Source organism: Microbacterium oxydans, assembly GCF_006540085.1.
Taxonomy (GTDB): Bacteria; Actinomycetota; Actinomycetes; order Actinomycetales; family Microbacteriaceae; genus Microbacterium; species Microbacterium oxydans.
In genome coordinates this window covers 186,271-200,915 of record NZ_BJOG01000007.1, presented here as the reverse complement: position 1 = coordinate 200,915, position 14,645 = coordinate 186,271, and the positions used below count along the sequence as shown (strand labels likewise).

Annotated in this window: 12 protein-coding genes; 4 read left to right on the top strand and 8 right to left on the bottom strand. The window is 70.0% G+C overall.

All coding sequences use genetic code 11. The annotated features are described in order from the left end of the window. Nucleotides 1-86: 86 nt before the first annotated feature. The gene (locus MOX01_RS14115; protein WP_061017921.1) at nt 87-728 is read left to right on the top strand and encodes a TetR/AcrR family transcriptional regulator; all 642 of its coding nucleotides are present in this window, start codon (nt 87-89) and stop codon (nt 726-728) included. A 21-nt stretch (nt 729-749) separates the two neighbouring features. On the opposite strand, the gene paaZ is transcribed toward MOX01_RS14115, so the two are convergent. The 5 genes from paaZ to MOX01_RS14090 form a co-directional block, all read right to left on the bottom strand. Next, nucleotides 750-2,831, bottom strand: a complete 2,082-nt coding sequence (paaZ, locus tag MOX01_RS14110; protein ID WP_141370223.1) for a phenylacetic acid degradation bifunctional protein PaaZ — start codon at nt 2,829-2,831, stop codon at nt 750-752. Further along, nucleotides 2,828-3,712, bottom strand: a complete 885-nt coding sequence (locus tag MOX01_RS14105; RefSeq protein ID WP_058632478.1) for a 3-hydroxyacyl-CoA dehydrogenase family protein — start codon at nt 3,710-3,712, stop codon at nt 2,828-2,830. The genes paaZ and MOX01_RS14105 overlap by 4 nt, the downstream gene beginning before the upstream one ends. Then, complete coding sequence (locus MOX01_RS14100) at nt 3,709-4,479, bottom strand: enoyl-CoA hydratase/isomerase family protein (RefSeq protein ID WP_141370221.1); 771 nt, start codon at nt 4,477-4,479, stop codon at nt 3,709-3,711. Before MOX01_RS14100 ends, MOX01_RS14105 begins: the two co-directional genes overlap by 4 nt. Beyond that, nucleotides 4,479-5,669: an acetyl-CoA C-acyltransferase gene (locus tag MOX01_RS14095; RefSeq protein WP_141370219.1), complete on the bottom strand. Its 1,191-nt coding sequence runs from the start codon at nt 5,667-5,669 to the stop codon at nt 4,479-4,481. Before MOX01_RS14095 ends, MOX01_RS14100 begins: the two co-directional genes overlap by 1 nt. Before the next feature lie 122 nt (nt 5,670-5,791). Next, nucleotides 5,792-7,111: an MFS transporter gene (locus MOX01_RS14090; RefSeq protein WP_058632475.1), complete on the bottom strand. Its 1,320-nt coding sequence runs from the start codon at nt 7,109-7,111 to the stop codon at nt 5,792-5,794. A 253-nt stretch (nt 7,112-7,364) separates the two neighbouring features. Here MOX01_RS14090 and MOX01_RS14085 point away from each other — a divergent pair, with 253 nt between their 5' ends. Then, nucleotides 7,365-8,639 (top strand): sensor domain-containing protein, encoded by a 1,275-nt coding sequence (locus tag MOX01_RS14085; protein ID WP_170224276.1) that lies wholly within the window; start codon nt 7,365-7,367, stop codon nt 8,637-8,639. A 33-nt stretch (nt 8,640-8,672) separates the two neighbouring features. Here the strand turns inward: MOX01_RS14085 and MOX01_RS14080 are convergent, their stop codons facing one another. From MOX01_RS14080 to MOX01_RS14070, 3 genes are read right to left on the bottom strand one after another with little or no spacing between them, the layout of a single operon-like run. Beyond that, complete coding sequence (locus tag MOX01_RS14080; protein ID WP_141370215.1) at nt 8,673-10,118, bottom strand: dihydrolipoamide acetyltransferase family protein; 1,446 nt, start codon at nt 10,116-10,118, stop codon at nt 8,673-8,675. Next, entirely contained in the window at nt 10,115-11,143 is a 1,029-nt protein-coding gene (locus MOX01_RS14075; protein WP_141370213.1) for an alpha-ketoacid dehydrogenase subunit beta, read from the bottom strand. The genes MOX01_RS14080 and MOX01_RS14075 overlap by 4 nt, the downstream gene beginning before the upstream one ends. Further along, nucleotides 11,140-12,258, bottom strand: coding sequence for a thiamine pyrophosphate-dependent enzyme (locus MOX01_RS14070; RefSeq protein WP_141370211.1), 1,119 nt, complete (start codon nt 12,256-12,258; stop codon nt 11,140-11,142). The genes MOX01_RS14075 and MOX01_RS14070 overlap by 4 nt, the downstream gene beginning before the upstream one ends. A gap of 150 nt (nt 12,259-12,408) precedes the next feature. On the opposite strand from MOX01_RS14070, the gene MOX01_RS14065 reads away from it, so the two are divergent. Continuing rightward, nucleotides 12,409-12,846 (top strand): Lrp/AsnC family transcriptional regulator, encoded by a 438-nt coding sequence (locus tag MOX01_RS14065; RefSeq protein WP_141370209.1) that lies wholly within the window; start codon nt 12,409-12,411, stop codon nt 12,844-12,846. A gap of 177 nt (nt 12,847-13,023) precedes the next feature. Continuing rightward, the gene (locus tag MOX01_RS14060) at nt 13,024-14,604 is read left to right on the top strand and encodes an HNH endonuclease signature motif containing protein (protein WP_141370207.1); all 1,581 of its coding nucleotides are present in this window, start codon (nt 13,024-13,026) and stop codon (nt 14,602-14,604) included. Nucleotides 14,605-14,645 lie beyond the last annotated feature (41 nt).

Genomic DNA, 14,645 nt, shown 5'->3' with positions numbered 1-14,645 from the left:
CGGGGATTGACACGGAGAGCCGTCGCGCCCGCCTCGCGGTCGGTGCTCCCGCCCGCCCGCCGCTTCGAGTGCGAGACTGTGGGGTGATGTCCGAGATGCAGAGCACGCGACGAGGCCGACCGGGGTACGACCAGCAGGGGATCCTCGCCGTCGCCGTCGCCGCGTTCAACGAGTACGGGTACGACGCCACGTCGATCGGGATGCTCGCCGAGCGCCTCGGTCTGTCGAAGTCGGCGATCTACCATCACTTCGGCTCGAAGGACGAGATCCTCGACCTCGCTCTGGACGCGGCGCTGAGCGGCTTGGAAGCCGTGGTGGACGGCCCGATTCCCGACTCGGCTGCCGCTCAGGGGGCATCGAGCGCGGTCGACCGGCTCGAGCAGGTGCTGCGCGGCGCCGTCCGGGTGCTCGTGGAGCAGCTGCCGGCCGTGACGCTGCTGCTGCGGGTGCGGGGCAACACCGAGGTGGAGCGCAGGGCTCTCATCCGTCGCCGGGCGTTCGACCGTCGGATCACCGCTCTCGTGTCTGAGGCGCAGCGCGAGGGGGAGCTGCGGGCCGACATCGACGCGAGTGTGGTGGCGCGTCTGGTGTTCGGGATGATCAACTCGATCGTCGAGTGGTATCGGCCCGGCGGGCGCGAGGGCGCCGACCGTCTCGCAGACGACGTGGTGGCCATCGCCCTGGACGGCTTGCGCACGGACGATGGCGCGGGAGCCGCGGTCGTCTGACCGGGGCTCCCGCGCTCAGCGTCACGCCGCCGCACGCTCCTTCGCCACCAGGGTGAGCACGTCGTACGTGGCCACGATGTCATCGTGCTGGTTCTTCAGCACCGCATCCCACCGCACCTCCCCGTACTCGTCGGTCTCCCTTGGGGTGATCTGCTTCGCGGTCAGCTCGACCCTGATGTCGTCGCCGGGGGAGACGGGCGTGACGAATCGCAGATTCTCCAGCCCGGAGTTCGCCAGCACGGGGCCGGGAGCCGGGTCGACGAACAGTCCCGCAGCCCACGACACCAGCAGGTATCCGTGCGCCACGCGTCCGGGGAAGAACGGGTTCGCGGAGGCAGCGTCCTCGTCCATGTGCGCGTAGAACGTGTCGCCGGTGAACGCCGCGAACGTCTCGATGTCGTCGAGGGTCACCGTGCGCGAGCCGCTGGCCACCTGATCGCCGACGTGCAGTTCGGCCAGCGACTTTCGGAACGGGTGCACGCCGTCGCCCCGCTCGTACGGGCGCGAGCTCGCGCCCTGGTGCCAGACTCCCGTGAGCGCGGTCATCATCTCCGGGGAACCCTGCACCGCGGTGCGCTGCATGTGGTGCAGCACCGCCCGGATGCCGCCGAGCTCCTCACCTCCGCCCGCGCGGCCCGGGCCACCGTGCACGAGGTTCGGGAGTGGAGAGCCGTGCCCCGTCGAGGTGCGGGCGTCGTCCCGGTCGAGGAAGAGGACGCGCCCGTTGTAGGCGGACATGCCGGTGGCGAGGGCGACGGCCACCTCGGGGTCGTGCGTCGCCACGCTCGTCACGAGCGAGCCGCCGCCGCGAGCCACGAGGCTGCTCGCCTCGTCGAGGGTGCGATAGCCGACGATGCTCGACACGGGTCCGAACGCCTCGATCTCGTTCACGGCGGGGCTCGTGGGATCGGGGAAGCGCAGCAGCATCGGCGCCACGAAGGCGCCGTCGGGGGCTGCTCCTTCGGTGCCGTCGGCATGGCGGACGATCGGCGCGTCGGTCGTGCCGATCACCAGTTCGCCGCCTCCGGCCTGCAGGCGGTCGACCTGGCGCAGCACCTCCTCACGCTGCGCGGTGGAGGCGAGCGGGCCCATGGTCACCCCTTCGGCGCGCGGGTCGCCGAGGATCACGCGCGACGACAGCCGCTCGCGGACCGCGGCGATCACGTCGTCGACAGCTTCCGCCGGCACGATCGCCCGGCGGATCGCGGTGCACTTCTGCCCGGCCTTCGTGGTCATCTCGGCGACCAGCTGCTTGACGTACGCATCGAACTCCGGCGTGCCCGAGACGGCATCCGTTCCGAGGACCGACGCGTTGATCGAGTCGGTCTCGCTCGTGAAGCGCACCCCTCCCGTCTGCACGGCATCGTGGGCACGCAGGCTCTCGGCGGTCGACGCGGAGCCGGTGAAGGCGACCAGATCGCCCAGCCGCAGTTCGTCGAAGAGACCCGGCACGCTGCCGGAGACCAGCTGCAGCGACCCGTCGGGGAGGAGCCCCGATTCCACCATCACGCGCACCATGGCCTCGGCGAGGTATCCGGTGGGGGTGGCCGGCTTCACGACGGTGGGGACGCCGGCGAGGAACGCGGGTGCGAACTTCTCGAGAGACCCCCAGACCGGGAAGTTGAAGGCGTTGATCTGCACGGCGACGCCGCGGAGTCGCGTGTAGATGTGGCGGCCGAGGAACGAGCCGTCCTTGGAGAGGTTCTCGACACCCCCGTCGACGTACACTTTCGCGTTGGGCAGCTCGCGCCGGCCCTTGCTGGAGTACGCGAACAGCACGCCGATCCCGCCGTCGATGTCGACCCAGGAGTCCTGCGCTGTGGCACCGGTGCGGCTGGACAGCTCGTACAGCTCGGCCTTGCGCTCGGTGAGGGCGAGGGCGAGCTGCTTGAGCACCACGGCGCGCTGATGGAAGGTGAGCTCTCCCAGCGACGCCTGTCCCACGGTGCGGGCGTGGTCGAGCACGGGCCCCAGATCGAGCCCGTCGGTCGAGACGCGGGCGACGACCTCTCCCGTTGAGGCGTCACGGACATCCGTGGCCTCGGCGTCGGACGACGGCGTCCACCACGCTCCCTCGACGTAGCTGGGGAGGATCTCGATCATTTCTGTTCCCTTCCTGAGGCGTCCCATTCGTAGAAGCCGCGTCCGCTCTTGCGGCCGAGGTGGCCTTCGGCGACCAGGCGTCGCAGCAGGGCCGGAGGTTCGAAGCGCTCACCCAGCTGTGCGGAGAGGTACTCGGCGATGCCCAGGCGCACGTCGAGGCCCACGATGTCGGTGAGCCGCAGCGGACCGACGGGGTGCTTGTATCCGAGCGTCATCGCGGCGTCGATGTCCTCGGCGGAGGCCACACCTTCCTCCAGCATGCGGATCGCCTCGAGCCCGATCGCGACGCCGAGGCGGGACGACGCGAATCCGGGAGCATCGGCCACGACGATCGGTGTCTTGCCGATGGCGGCCACCCAGCCGCGGGCGGCATCGACGAGCGCAGGAGCGGTGCTCGCACCATGGACGATCTCGACGAGGGTGGAGGCGGGCACCGGATTGAAGAAGTGCATGCCCAGCAGCCGCGAGGGGCGATCGAGCACCGCGGCCAGCTCATCGATCGAGATGGACGAGGTGTTCGAGGCGATGGCGGCGTCCGGTGCGATCTGCGCCTCGACCCGACGGAGCGCGTCGACCTTGAGGGCGAGGTCCTCCGGAACGGCTTCGACGACGAGCGTGCACTGCGCGAACAGGGCGGCATCCGTGCCCGTGGTCAGGCGCGCCCGATAGGCCTCGGGGGAGTCGAGGGCCGTGCCGCGTGCGACCGAGGCGTCGATGGACTCGAGCACGCGTGCCGTGGCCGCCTCCGCCGCGTCGGCGTCGCGTTCGACGATGCCAACCCGGGAGCCGGCGAGCAGGAAGGCGTGCGCGATGCCCGCGCCCATACGGCCGCCGCCGAGCACCCCCACCTGTTCGGGCGCGATGAACGTGCTCTCGGTCATCGGTCTCTCCGTTCGAGGAAGTCGGTCATCCGTCGGAACTTCTCCGGGCTCTCGAAGAGCTCGGCCTGGGCTTCCAGATCGGCGGCGGGGTGGTGGTCGCGGGGTGCCCGGAACACCCGCTTGGTCGCGATGGTCGCTGCGGGGTCGTTGCGGGCGATGCGGTCGACGAGGGCGTGGGCGGTCGGCAGCAGGTCCGTCGTCTCGTGGATCGCCGAGACCAGCCCGATGCGCAGCGCCTCCTCTGCCTTCACCGTGCGACCCGTGAGCAGCAGCTCGATCGCCCTGGCGTCGCCGACGATCTCCTTGAGACGCCAGCTCGCGCCGGCCGCTGCGAGGATGCCCAGCCCGGTCTCCGGGTTGCCGATCGCGAGCGTCGGCGTCCCGATGCGGATGTCCGCCGCGTAGGCGAGCTCGGCTCCACCGCCGAGCGCGTAGCCGTCGATCGCCGCGATGACGGGCATCGGCAGTTCGGCGAGTCGGACGAACGCGTGAGCGTTGATCCCGCGCAGCGCGTCGGCGGCACGCCGTTCGCGCAGTTCGGCGATGTCGGCACCCGCCGCGAAGACCCCGCCGGCGCCGGTGAGGATCAGCGGGAGCGGCACGGTCTCCAGCTCGGTGCACAGCGCGTGCAGCGCGTCGATCGTGGCCTGGTCGATCGCGTTGCGCTTGTGCGGCCGATTGAGGGTGGCGACCACGCGGTCGTGACGCCTTTCGACGAGGAGGGGTTCGTCGTGCGCCTGCGTATCGCCGAGGGGAGACCGCGGCATCACACCTTCTCCACGATCAGAGCAGCGCCCTGGCCGACGCCGACGCACATGGTGGCGAGTCCGTAGCGGGAGCCCTCGCGCTCCATGCGTCCGAGGAGCGTGACCAGAAGGCGGGAGCCGGACGAGCCGAGCGGGTGACCGAGCGCGATCGCTCCGCCGTCGGCGTTCACGCGGGATTCGTCCAGCCCGAGGCGTCGGAGGCAGGCGATGGACTGGGTGGCGAACGCTTCGTTGAGCTCGACGGAGCCGATGTCGTCGATGGAGAGCCCGGCGCGCTGCAGCGCCTTCTCCGTGGCGGGCACCGGTCCGAGGCCCATGATCTCGGGCGCGAGTCCTGCGCTGGTGCCGACGACGATCCGCGCCCGCGGTGTCAGCCCGTGCCGCTCGACCGCATCCGCGCTCGCGACCATGATCGCGGAGGCACCGTCGTTGAGCGCGCTGGAGTTTCCGGCGGTGACGACCTGACCGCCCGCGACGACGGGCCGCAGTCGGGCGAGGCCTTCGAGCGTCGTCTCCGGTCGAGGGCCCTCGTCCACGAGCACCTCACCCGAGCCGACGGGGACTCCGACGATCTCCGCCTCGAACCGTCCGTCTGCGATCGCCGCGGCGGCCCGTTGCTGCGAGCGCAGGGCGAACGCGTCCGCCTCTTCGCGTCCGATGCCGTCGACGCGCGCGACCTCCTCCGCGGTCTCCGGCATCGTGTACGTCGCCTTCTCGCGGGCCAGGAGCCGCGGGTTCGGGAATCGCCAGCCGATCGAGGTGTCGAAGGCGGCGCCGGGCTTCGCCCATGCCTTCTCGGGCTTGGCCTGCACCCAGGGTGCGCGGGTCATCGATTCGACGCCGCCGGCGATGATGAGGTCGGCGTCGCCGGCTCGGATCGCCTGAGCGGCGATCGTGACGGCGGACATGCCGGAGGCACACAGTCGATTGACCGTGATGCCGGGGACGCTGTCGGGAAGGCCGGCGAGCAGGACCGCCATCCTGGCGACATTGCGGTTGTCCTCGCCCGCCTGGTTCGCGGCGCCGAGGATGACCTCGTCGATCTCGGCCTGGAGGGGGTCGACGCCTGCGCGTCGCGCGGCCTCGCGGACGACGATCGCTGCGAGGTCGTCGGGACGGACGGAGGCCAGGGCTCCGCCGTAGCGACCGACCGGGGTGCGTACGCCTCCGACGAGGTAGGCCTCGGTCATGCGGAACTCCTGACTGCGTTGTCTCGACGGGTTGCCCGTTGTCCGGACGATCGGCCCGAATTACTGACCGATCGTCCGGTAATTATGTCACAGGTGTGGCCGGCGCCGCGATCGGGGCGGCTTCAGCTGAGCAGGTCCACGCCCTTCGTCTCCTTGACGAGCGAGACGCCGATCAGCGAGATCACGGATGCCACCGCGATGTACACGCCGATCGTCCAGGCCGCGTGGAACTGGTTCATCAGCGCCTCCGCGATCATCGGCGCGAACGCTCCGCCGAGGATCGCACCGAGGGCGTAGCCGATGGAGACGCCCGAATAGCGCACGTTCGCGGGGAACATCTCCGCGTACAGGGCTGCCTGCGGGCCGTAAGAGAGTCCGAGCGCGAACGTCATCACGAACAGTGCCACGAAGTACCAGAGGATGTTCGCGGTGTCGATGAGGAACCACATCGGCACCGCCCAGAGTGCGAGCGCCACGTAGCCGATCTGGAACGTGCGGATGCGGCCGAGCCGGTCGGAGAGGTGTCCGCCCCACAGGGTGAAGATGAGCCACCCGAACGAGGCGAGGGTGGTCGCCAGCAGCACCGGGGGTCGGTCCATGCCGAGGGTGGTGACGGCGTAGGTCGCGAAGAACGCGATGAGCAGGTACCCCGCCGCGTTGTTCGCGATGAAGATGATCGCGGTGAGGACGACCTGCTTGGTGTTCTGACGGAAGAGCCGGCGCAGGGGAGCGGATGCCTCCTTGCGGCGGCGCCGCAGGTCCTCGAACACCGGGCTCTCATCGACCGCGCGTCGGATCACGTAGCCGACCGCGATGAGCACGATCGAGAGCAGGAAGGGGATGCGCCAGCCCCACTCGAGGAAGGCCTCCGGCGACATCGAACTGGTGAGCACCCACAGGGTGGAAGTGGCAAGGATCATGCCGACGGGGACGCCGATCTGCGGGAACGCCCCGAAGAGTCCTCTGCGGCTGTTCGGCGCGTGCTCGACGGCCATCAGGGCGGCTCCGCCCCATTCGCCACCCGCGGAGAATCCCTGCACGATGCGGAGCAGGATCAGCAGGATGGGCGCGGCCACGCCGATCGCGGCATACGTCGGAAGGAGGCCTATCAACGACGTGGACAGGCCCATCATGACGAGGGTGAGCACGAGCATCTTCTTGCGACCGAGCTTGTCGCCGAGGTGGCCCGCGACGATCGCGCCGAGCGGGCGGAAGAGGAAGGAGATGCCGATTGTCGCGAACGAGAGCACCTGGGCGAAGCCGGGGTTCTCCTGTGCGATCGGAGCCAGGAAGAGGGGCGCGAGCACCAGCCCCGCTGCTTGCGCGTAGATGAAGAAGTCGTACCACTCGATCGACGTGCCCACGAGGGTGCCGGCGAGTACGCGCCGTTCTTCGGCGGGCATCCGTGTGGGCGAGGTGCGGTCGGAGACTGCTGACGTCATGCGAACTCCATTGTTCTGCGATTCCGGGGGAGAGCGCTGTACGGCGCTCGGCGACTTTCATAACCGAATGATCGGTCAGTAATTGCCGAGCGTACCGCATCGGGGTCGCGTGGAACGTATGCGTTCGAGGGCATGCGATCGGTCTCGGTCTGATCTCGACACGGTCGCCCTTCTCGCGCCATCGAGTCCGGGAACCCTACGATCAACGCAGGGGGCGCCGGATCGGCGCTGTATGACACATCGGAGGGTTCGCATGGCGCGTTCTGGAATCGCTCGCATCCACGTCGGAGGAATAGCGGTCGCCGCACTTCTCGTGCTCTCCGGCTGCGCGCCGGGGGCCGATCCCGAGCCGACCGCTGCTCCGGAGACGACGTCGCCACCGGAGCCCTATACGGGGCCCGCGATCTTCGTCGGTGAGGAACTGGAAGGATTCCTGTTCACCGCCGACGAGATCGGTTCGCTCCTTCCCGGCTCGACCGACATCGGTGAGCCGTCCTCCGTTCTCGAGCAGATCTCCGATGGCGGCGGCCCGGCGATCGTCCCGGAGGTCTGCGGCGCGCTGTTCGCCGAGCAATCGTTGTGGAGCGTCGGGTCGCGCAACGTGTCGTGGACGACGACGGCCGACTCGGACTATCGCTTCGGGCAGATGCTTGCTCTCCAGTTCGCCGATGAAGCGCATGCACAGGCGCGACTGGACCAGCTCGTCGACGCGGCGGCACAGTGCGCGAGCTTCGACTACAACGGCCCTGCCTCGTTCGAATCCGTCACTCCCGCGGCCTCGGACAACGTGCGCGCACTGGCCGGCACGTTGACGCTGCCGGAGATCGAGGGGGGATGGTCGACGTTCAGCGCCTACGCCACGGTCGGGAACGTTCTCGTGCAGGTATCGCAGTCGCTCGACGGAGAGGCCCGGCCGGATGCCGAAGCCGTCGCGGAGAAGCTCCAGGAGCGAGCGGAACAAGCTCGCGCCGCGTTGATGGACAAGCTCACCGCGAACCCCCCGACGGAGCAACCGGAACCTGCTGAGAATGCCTCGGCCCCCTGGGGTGACTGGATGATCACGGCCGGCGGTGTCGGGCCGATCCGTCTCGGAGACCCCGTCGACGAGGCGATCTCTGCGGCGCGAGCGGCGCAGGTGATCCCCCCGCCCTTCCCGGGAGACCCCTCGAAGCTCGTGAACGACGCGGGCACGAGCTCGATGCTCGTCCAGGCGACCGAAGACGGCGCCGCCGTCGCATCCGTCACCGTCGGCGACGCCCGCTCCGTCTCCGGGACGACTCAGGTCGGCGCGGACCTCCCGGCGATCGACGGACTTCGCGTGGGGGCTCCGGTCGCGGACGCGGTCGCGGCGTACCCGCAGGGCACGACGGTCTCGGTCGTCTCCTCCGAGGAGCATTGGTACGACATGGCGTCGCGCGATGGTCGATTGCTGCGGTTCCATGCCGATCGCGATGTCGAGGAGCCGGGCGCCACGATCATCGGCATCACGGTGGAGGACGCCACGAAGCGTCCGCTCGTGTTCGGCTGACCCGGAGGCGCGGCTCAACCGAGCGCGCAGCGCCTACACCCTCCCGAATGCCCGCAACGGATGCTCGATGAGTTCGGTCACCCGGCGCAGGAAGCCCGCGGCGTAGCCTCCGTCGCATACCCGATGGTCGAACACCAGCGAGATCTGCACGATGCGGCGGGCGACGATCGCTCCGTCCACGACCCACGGGCGCTCGATGATCCGGCCGATCCCGAGGATGGCCACGTCGGGGTGGTTGATGATCGCGGCTGAGCCGTCAACGCCCAGGCCTCCGTAATTGTTGAGCGTGAAGGTCGATCCCCGCAGCCGCTCCGGTGGCATCGCGCCGGAGCGGGCCGTGGTGGTGAGTTCGCGCAGCGCCGAGTCGAGCTGGGTCACGGAGAGGGCATGGGCGCGGGGGACGACCGGGACCAGGAGCCCTCGTTCGGTGTCGGCGGCGATGCCGAGGTTCACTCCGTCGAAGGAGAGGATCTCGTCCCCGTTCTCGCTGAGGCGCGAGGCCAGCACGGGGTACTCCTCGAGGGCGAGCAGGACGAAGCGGGCGAGCAGTGCGGTCACCGACGGCGCCTTGCCTCCCTCCGGAGCCATCCGCGCACGCAGATCCCACAGCTCGGTGGCGTCGACATCCACCCAGACCGTGGCCTCGGGGATCTCGGACCGGCTGCGGGAGAGCTTCGCGCTGACAGCCTTGCGCAGCGGCGACATCCGCTCGCGCGCGCGCACCTCGAGACCGTCGACCGTCTCGCCTGCTTCGGGGCCCACGCCTGTTCCTGGCGTCGTCCGGCCGCTGTCGTGTGCGGAGGCGCCGTCGGCCACTGCGTCGACCGCGCCGTCCACCGCGGCACGCAGCACGTCGGCGCGGGTGATGGCACCATCGGCGCCGGTCGCTGTGATCGAGTGGACGTCGAGACCGAGGTCTCGCGCGAGACGACGCACGAGTGGGGAGCGTACGGCGACGGGGCGCCGCTCGGACGATCCAGCGGGCGAAGTGCCCGCAAGCGTCCCCGATGCGGAGTGGATCGTCGTCGATGCGGGGTGAATCGTCGTCGATGCGACCGGGGGGCGCCGCCGCCCCTTGGTCGCACGAGCGGTGGTGCCGTAGCCGATGAGGACGTTCCCTGAGCCCGCGCGTTCCTCCTCGCGGTACGCCTCGTGCTCGGGCTGGGCCGGTGGAGCGGGAGTCGCCGGTGATTCGGGAGCCGCCGCGGAAGACGGGGAGTCCGCCACCTCGAGCACGGGGGCGCCGACGTCGATCGTGTCCCCGGCGGTGCCGTGCAGAGCCGTGATGACTCCGGCGAACGGCGACGGCAGCTCCACGATGCTCTTCGCGGTCTCGACCTCGGCGATCGGCTGGTCCGTCACGATGGTGTCGCCGACCGCGACGAGCCACTGCACGAGTCCGGCCTCGGTCAGCCCCTCGCCGAGGTCGGGCAGTCGGAACACCCGCGTGCCCGTCTGCGGCTTCACCGGAGTGCTCATGATTCGTCCTCCCAGTGCAGGGTGTCGATCGCATCGAGCACGCGGTCGACGTCCGGCAGGTACCAGTGCTCGAGCTTCGGAGGTGCGTAGGGCGTGTCGAATCCGGTCACCCGTCGCACGGGCGCCGCCAGGTATTCGAAGCAGCGCTCGAACACGCGTGCCTGGATCTCGGAGGCGACGCTCACGTAGCCCGGCGCCTCCGCGATGACCACGGCACGGCCTGTCGACTTCACGGCGGCCGTCACGGTGGCGTCGTCGAACGGCGAGAGGGAGCGGACGTCGACGACCTGCACGCTCCGCCCCTCCGCAGCGGCCACCTCGGCGACCTCCAGTGCGAGCGGCACGGACGAGCCGTACGCGAGGAGCGTCACATCCGTGCCGTCGCGGGCGATACGCGCCGAACCGAGCTCCGTGGTGACTGAGGTGTCGACCTCGCCCTTGCTCCAGTACAGCTTCTTGGGCTCGAGGAAGATCACCGGGTCGGGCGAGGCGATGGCCGCACGCAGCAGGGAGTACGCGTCCTGCGGAGTGGCCGGGCTGACGACCGTGAGGCCGGGGGTGTGGGCGTAGTAGGCCTCGGACGAGTCGCAGTGGTGCTCGACGCCCCCGATGCCGCCCCCGAACGGGATGCGGATCACCAGGGGCATGCGCATGCCACCGCGCGTGCGGTTGCCGAGCTTGGCGACATGGCTCACGACCTGTTCGAACGCGGGGAGGGCGAAGGCGTCGAACTGCATCTCGATCACGGGGCGCAGCCCGTTCATCGCCATCCCCACCGCGGTGCCGACGATCCCGGACTCCGCGAGCGGAGTGTCGAAGCAGCGGTCCTCACCGAAGCGTGCGGTGAGTCCATCCGTGATGCGGAAGACGCCACCGAGGGCTCCCACATCTTCGCCGAAGACCACCACGTCCGGATCCGACTCGATGGCGTCGGCCAGTGCCCTGTTCAAGGCGGCGGCCATGGTCATCGTGGTCGTCGTGGTGACTCCGCTCTCGATGCGCGTGTCGTCCTGTGCGATCGTCATCGGTGGCCTCCGGTCGTGGCGTGCTCGGCGTCGGCGAGACGCGAGCGTTCGATCTCGTCGCGCAGCAGGTGCCACTGCTCGTCGAGCTGCGGGGAGCGGGTCGCGGTCACGAAGCGGAACAGGTCTTCGGGATCGAGGTCTGCGTCGGTGTTCAGCGCTGCCCTCATCGCCGCCGCGATCTCCTCGGCACCCGAGGCGAAGCGCTCCTCGGCGGCGGCGTCGAGCGCCCCTGTCGCAGTGAGATGCGCGCGCAGGCGCAGGAGCGGGTCGCGGGCGAGCCAGGCCTGCACTTCCTCGCGCTCGCGGTAGCGGGTGTCGTCGTCGGCGTTGGTGTGCGCCTGCATGCGATAGGTGTGCGCCTCGACCAGGGAGGGGCCGCCGCCGGCGCGGGCGCGGTCGACGGCTTCCGTGAGCACCGCGAGGACCGCGGCCACGTCGTTGCCGTCGACGCGCTGCCCCGGCATGCCGTAGCCGACCGCCTTGTGTGCCAGGGAGGGGGCAGCGGTCTGCCGGGAGAGGGGCACCGAGATGGCGAACTCGTTGTTCTGCACGAAGAACACGACCGGGACATGGAACACGGCGGCGAAGTTCATCGCCTCGTGGAAGTCGCCCTCGCTCGTGGCACCGTCGCCGCAGAGCGCGAGCACGACGGTGTCCTCACCGCGGTGCTTCGCCGCCTGCGCGAAGCCGACCGCGTGCAGGAGCTGGGTCGCGAGCGGGGTGGCCTGTGGGGCGACGCGGTGCGCGCGCACGTCGTAGCCCGAGTGCCAGTCGCCCTTGAGGAGCACCATCGCCTCAGCGGGAGCGATGCCGCGGGCGATCACCGCGACCGAGTCGCGGTACGTGGGGAAGAGCCAGTCGGTGTCACCGAGCACCATCGCCGCTGCCACCTGGCATGCCTCCTGACCATGTGACGAGGGGTAGACCGCGAGGCGGCCCTGGCGGACGAGCGCGCCCGCCTGGTCGTTGATGCGTCTGCCTTCGACGAGCCCGCGGTAAGCGGCGAGCAGGACGTCGGCGGCGGGGAGCGCGTATGCCTCGTCGGGGAGGGTGGTCCCGTCCTCGTCGATCAGTCGTACCGCGGTGTCTCGCGGGAGCATGTCATGGGGGTGCATCCGTCCGCCTTCCTTGCCGAACTCGATGAGGACAGCATGCCGCGCATGCGACAGTCATCCAAGAACCGCTGCGCAATCATGGACGATTGCGCTCGCCGTGTCAGAATGGCCTCCGAAGTGTCAGTATTTCCCGGAGGAGAGAGGGGTGCCATGGCGGCGCTCGACGACACGGATCGCGCGATCCTCGCTGAGCTGCGGCGGGATGCTCGCGCGTCGATGACCGCGATCGCCGAGTCGGTGCACATCTCCCGCGCCGGAGCGCACGCGCGGATCAAGCGACTCACCGACACCGGGGTGATCACGGGGTACACGGTGCGCACCGACCCCGTACTGCTCGGACACCACGCGAGCGCCTATGTGACGCTCGCGATCGAGCAGGCCACGTGGCAGGAGGTGAGCGCGCGGCTCAGGGTGATCCCCGAGATCGAGCACATGGCTCTGGTCGGGGGCGACTTCGACGTGCTGCTGCTCGTGCGGGCCAACGACGCCCGCGACCTCCGTCGCATCGTGCTGGAGGACATCCAGGCGATCCCGTCGATCCGCTCCACACGGACGATCCTGATCTTCGAGGACTCCGACCTGGTGTGAGGGTTCTCCTGCGACCGGGGTGCGGCGGAGGTTTTCGGTGCGGATGCTGGGGTGGTGTGGAGGGCTGATCGCGGGTCTCTTGGTGTGAAGGAGGAGTGTCTCGAGCGTACTGGAATATCGCCCTGAACAGGGGTAATCGTGCCTCGAAATGTCGGTGGCCCTCTATTGAATCGTCGTATGGAAAGCACCCCGGCAGCGGTTCTCGACGACACGGTCGTCGCTCTCGACGCCGTGCTCCAGTCCGGCGCCATGGGCGCTCTCGATGCAGGAGAGATGATGGACCTGCTGCGGGTCGTGGGCGAGATCCAGCGACGCGTGGAGGCCGTGGTCGTCGAGGCGGTGGCGAGCGTCGATCAGCGTCCTGACAGGTCGGGGGAGCCGGCGTTCTGCGGACGGTACGGCTGCCGCTCGATGAACGAGTTGCTGCAGCGTGTGCTCCGCACCGACGCGGTGGGTGCCGCGCGCCTTGTGAAGGGCGCGCGCTTGGTGCGACGCGATGTCGACCTCTCCTCCGGAGAGTGGCTGCCGGCGCGGTGGCCGGCGCTGCGCGAGGCCCTCCTCGACGGGGCGATCGGCGTGACCGGGTTGCTGGCTGCGACGGGGCCGATCGAGCAGGCCGGTCCGCGCGTGCGCGTCGCCGACCGGTGGGAGGCGGACGCGTATCTGGCGGGAGTCGCTCGTGGCGCGGAGAGCGACGACGGTGCCGAGAACGAGCCCGGTCCGGCACCGACGCCCGAGGATCTGCGGGTGCAAGCTCAGCTGATCGTGCAGTACCTGGACCCGGACGGGGCGGAGCCGGCTGAGGACATCGCGTTGCGGGCTCGCGGGGTGGTGCTGGGGCGCGCCAAGGACGGCGTCATCCCGTTTCGCGGCGCGCTGCTGCCGGAGGTCGCGGGGCAGCTGCAGCGGATCTGGGACGCGTATCTGAACCCGAGGGTCGACGGTCCGCCGCTTCCCGGTGTCCACTTCGTACCGTCCGCGGAGCTCGAGGAATTCGTTGCCGGGAGTCCGCATGCCCCGGTGTCGCCGGATGACGATGTGCTTCCGTCCGGGGACCCTGGCGGGATGATCGACGCGCGCACGCGGGCACAGAAGCAGCACGATGCACTCGCGGCGGCCCTGGGCATCGCGGCCCGACACGACGAGATGCCGCGGCTGGGCGGTGCTGCCCCGACTCTCGTGGTCACGGTCGGTGCCGAGGATTACGCCACGGGGCGGGGCTGGGCGCGGGTCGACGGGGTCGACACGCCTGTCTCGACCCGCGTCGCCGCGCACACGGCGTGCGGCGGTTCGATCCAGCGGGTCGTCTACGGGGCCGGAGGAAGGATCGTCGGGCTCGGGTCGAGCGACCGGATCTTCACTCCGGCGCAGCGCCGCGCGATCTGCGTGCGGGACCGCGAATGCCTCATTCCCGGGTGCCACGTCCCGGCCGCCTGGTGCGAGATCCACCACGTCACGGAGTACGCCCGTGGGGGTTCCACCCACACCGACAACGGGGTGGCGCTCTGCTGGCACCATCACCGCACGTTGGACACCTCAGGTTGGCAGATCCGCATGCGTGGGGGAGCGCCGCAGGTGCGAGGGCCGGCCTGGTGGGACCCGGCGCGGCGATGGCGCACGCCGCGACCGGCGACGGGGACTCGAGCCGATCGCGGGAGGCCTGCTCGCCGCGCACCTGCCAGCGGGCGCATCGTTCGCGCGAGGACATCTTCGGCGCGCTCCGCGACAAGTGCGGCGGGAAGGGGCATCCGAGAATGAGAGGAAGACCGGCGGCCACTCCGCCATCGGTCAGCGCCACG

Coding starts and splice junctions, on each gene's coding strand:
- MOX01_RS14115 (WP_061017921.1), top strand. CDS start 87: ATGTCCGAGATGCAGAGCACGCGACGAGGCCGACCGGGGTACGACCAG.
- MOX01_RS14080 (WP_141370215.1), bottom strand. CDS start 10,118: ATGAGCACTCCGGTGAAGCCGCAGACGGGCACGCGGGTGTTCCGACTG.
- MOX01_RS14075 (WP_141370213.1), bottom strand. CDS start 11,143: ATGACGATCGCACAGGACGACACGCGCATCGAGAGCGGAGTCACCACG.
- MOX01_RS14100 (WP_141370221.1), bottom strand. CDS start 4,479: ATGCCGCGGTCTCCCCTCGGCGATACGCAGGCGCACGACGAACCCCTC.
- MOX01_RS14060 (WP_141370207.1), top strand. CDS start 13,024: ATGGAAAGCACCCCGGCAGCGGTTCTCGACGACACGGTCGTCGCTCTC.
- MOX01_RS14105 (WP_058632478.1), bottom strand. CDS start 3,712: ATGACCGAGAGCACGTTCATCGCGCCCGAACAGGTGGGGGTGCTCGGC.
- MOX01_RS14065 (WP_141370209.1), top strand. CDS start 12,409: ATGGCGGCGCTCGACGACACGGATCGCGCGATCCTCGCTGAGCTGCGG.
- MOX01_RS14090 (WP_058632475.1), bottom strand. CDS start 7,111: ATGACGTCAGCAGTCTCCGACCGCACCTCGCCCACACGGATGCCCGCC.
- MOX01_RS14085 (WP_170224276.1), top strand. CDS start 7,365: ATGGCGCGTTCTGGAATCGCTCGCATCCACGTCGGAGGAATAGCGGTC.
- MOX01_RS14070 (WP_141370211.1), bottom strand. CDS start 12,258: ATGCACCCCCATGACATGCTCCCGCGAGACACCGCGGTACGACTGATC.
- MOX01_RS14095 (WP_141370219.1), bottom strand. CDS start 5,669: ATGACCGAGGCCTACCTCGTCGGAGGCGTACGCACCCCGGTCGGTCGC.
- paaZ (WP_141370223.1), bottom strand. CDS start 2,831: ATGATCGAGATCCTCCCCAGCTACGTCGAGGGAGCGTGGTGGACGCCG.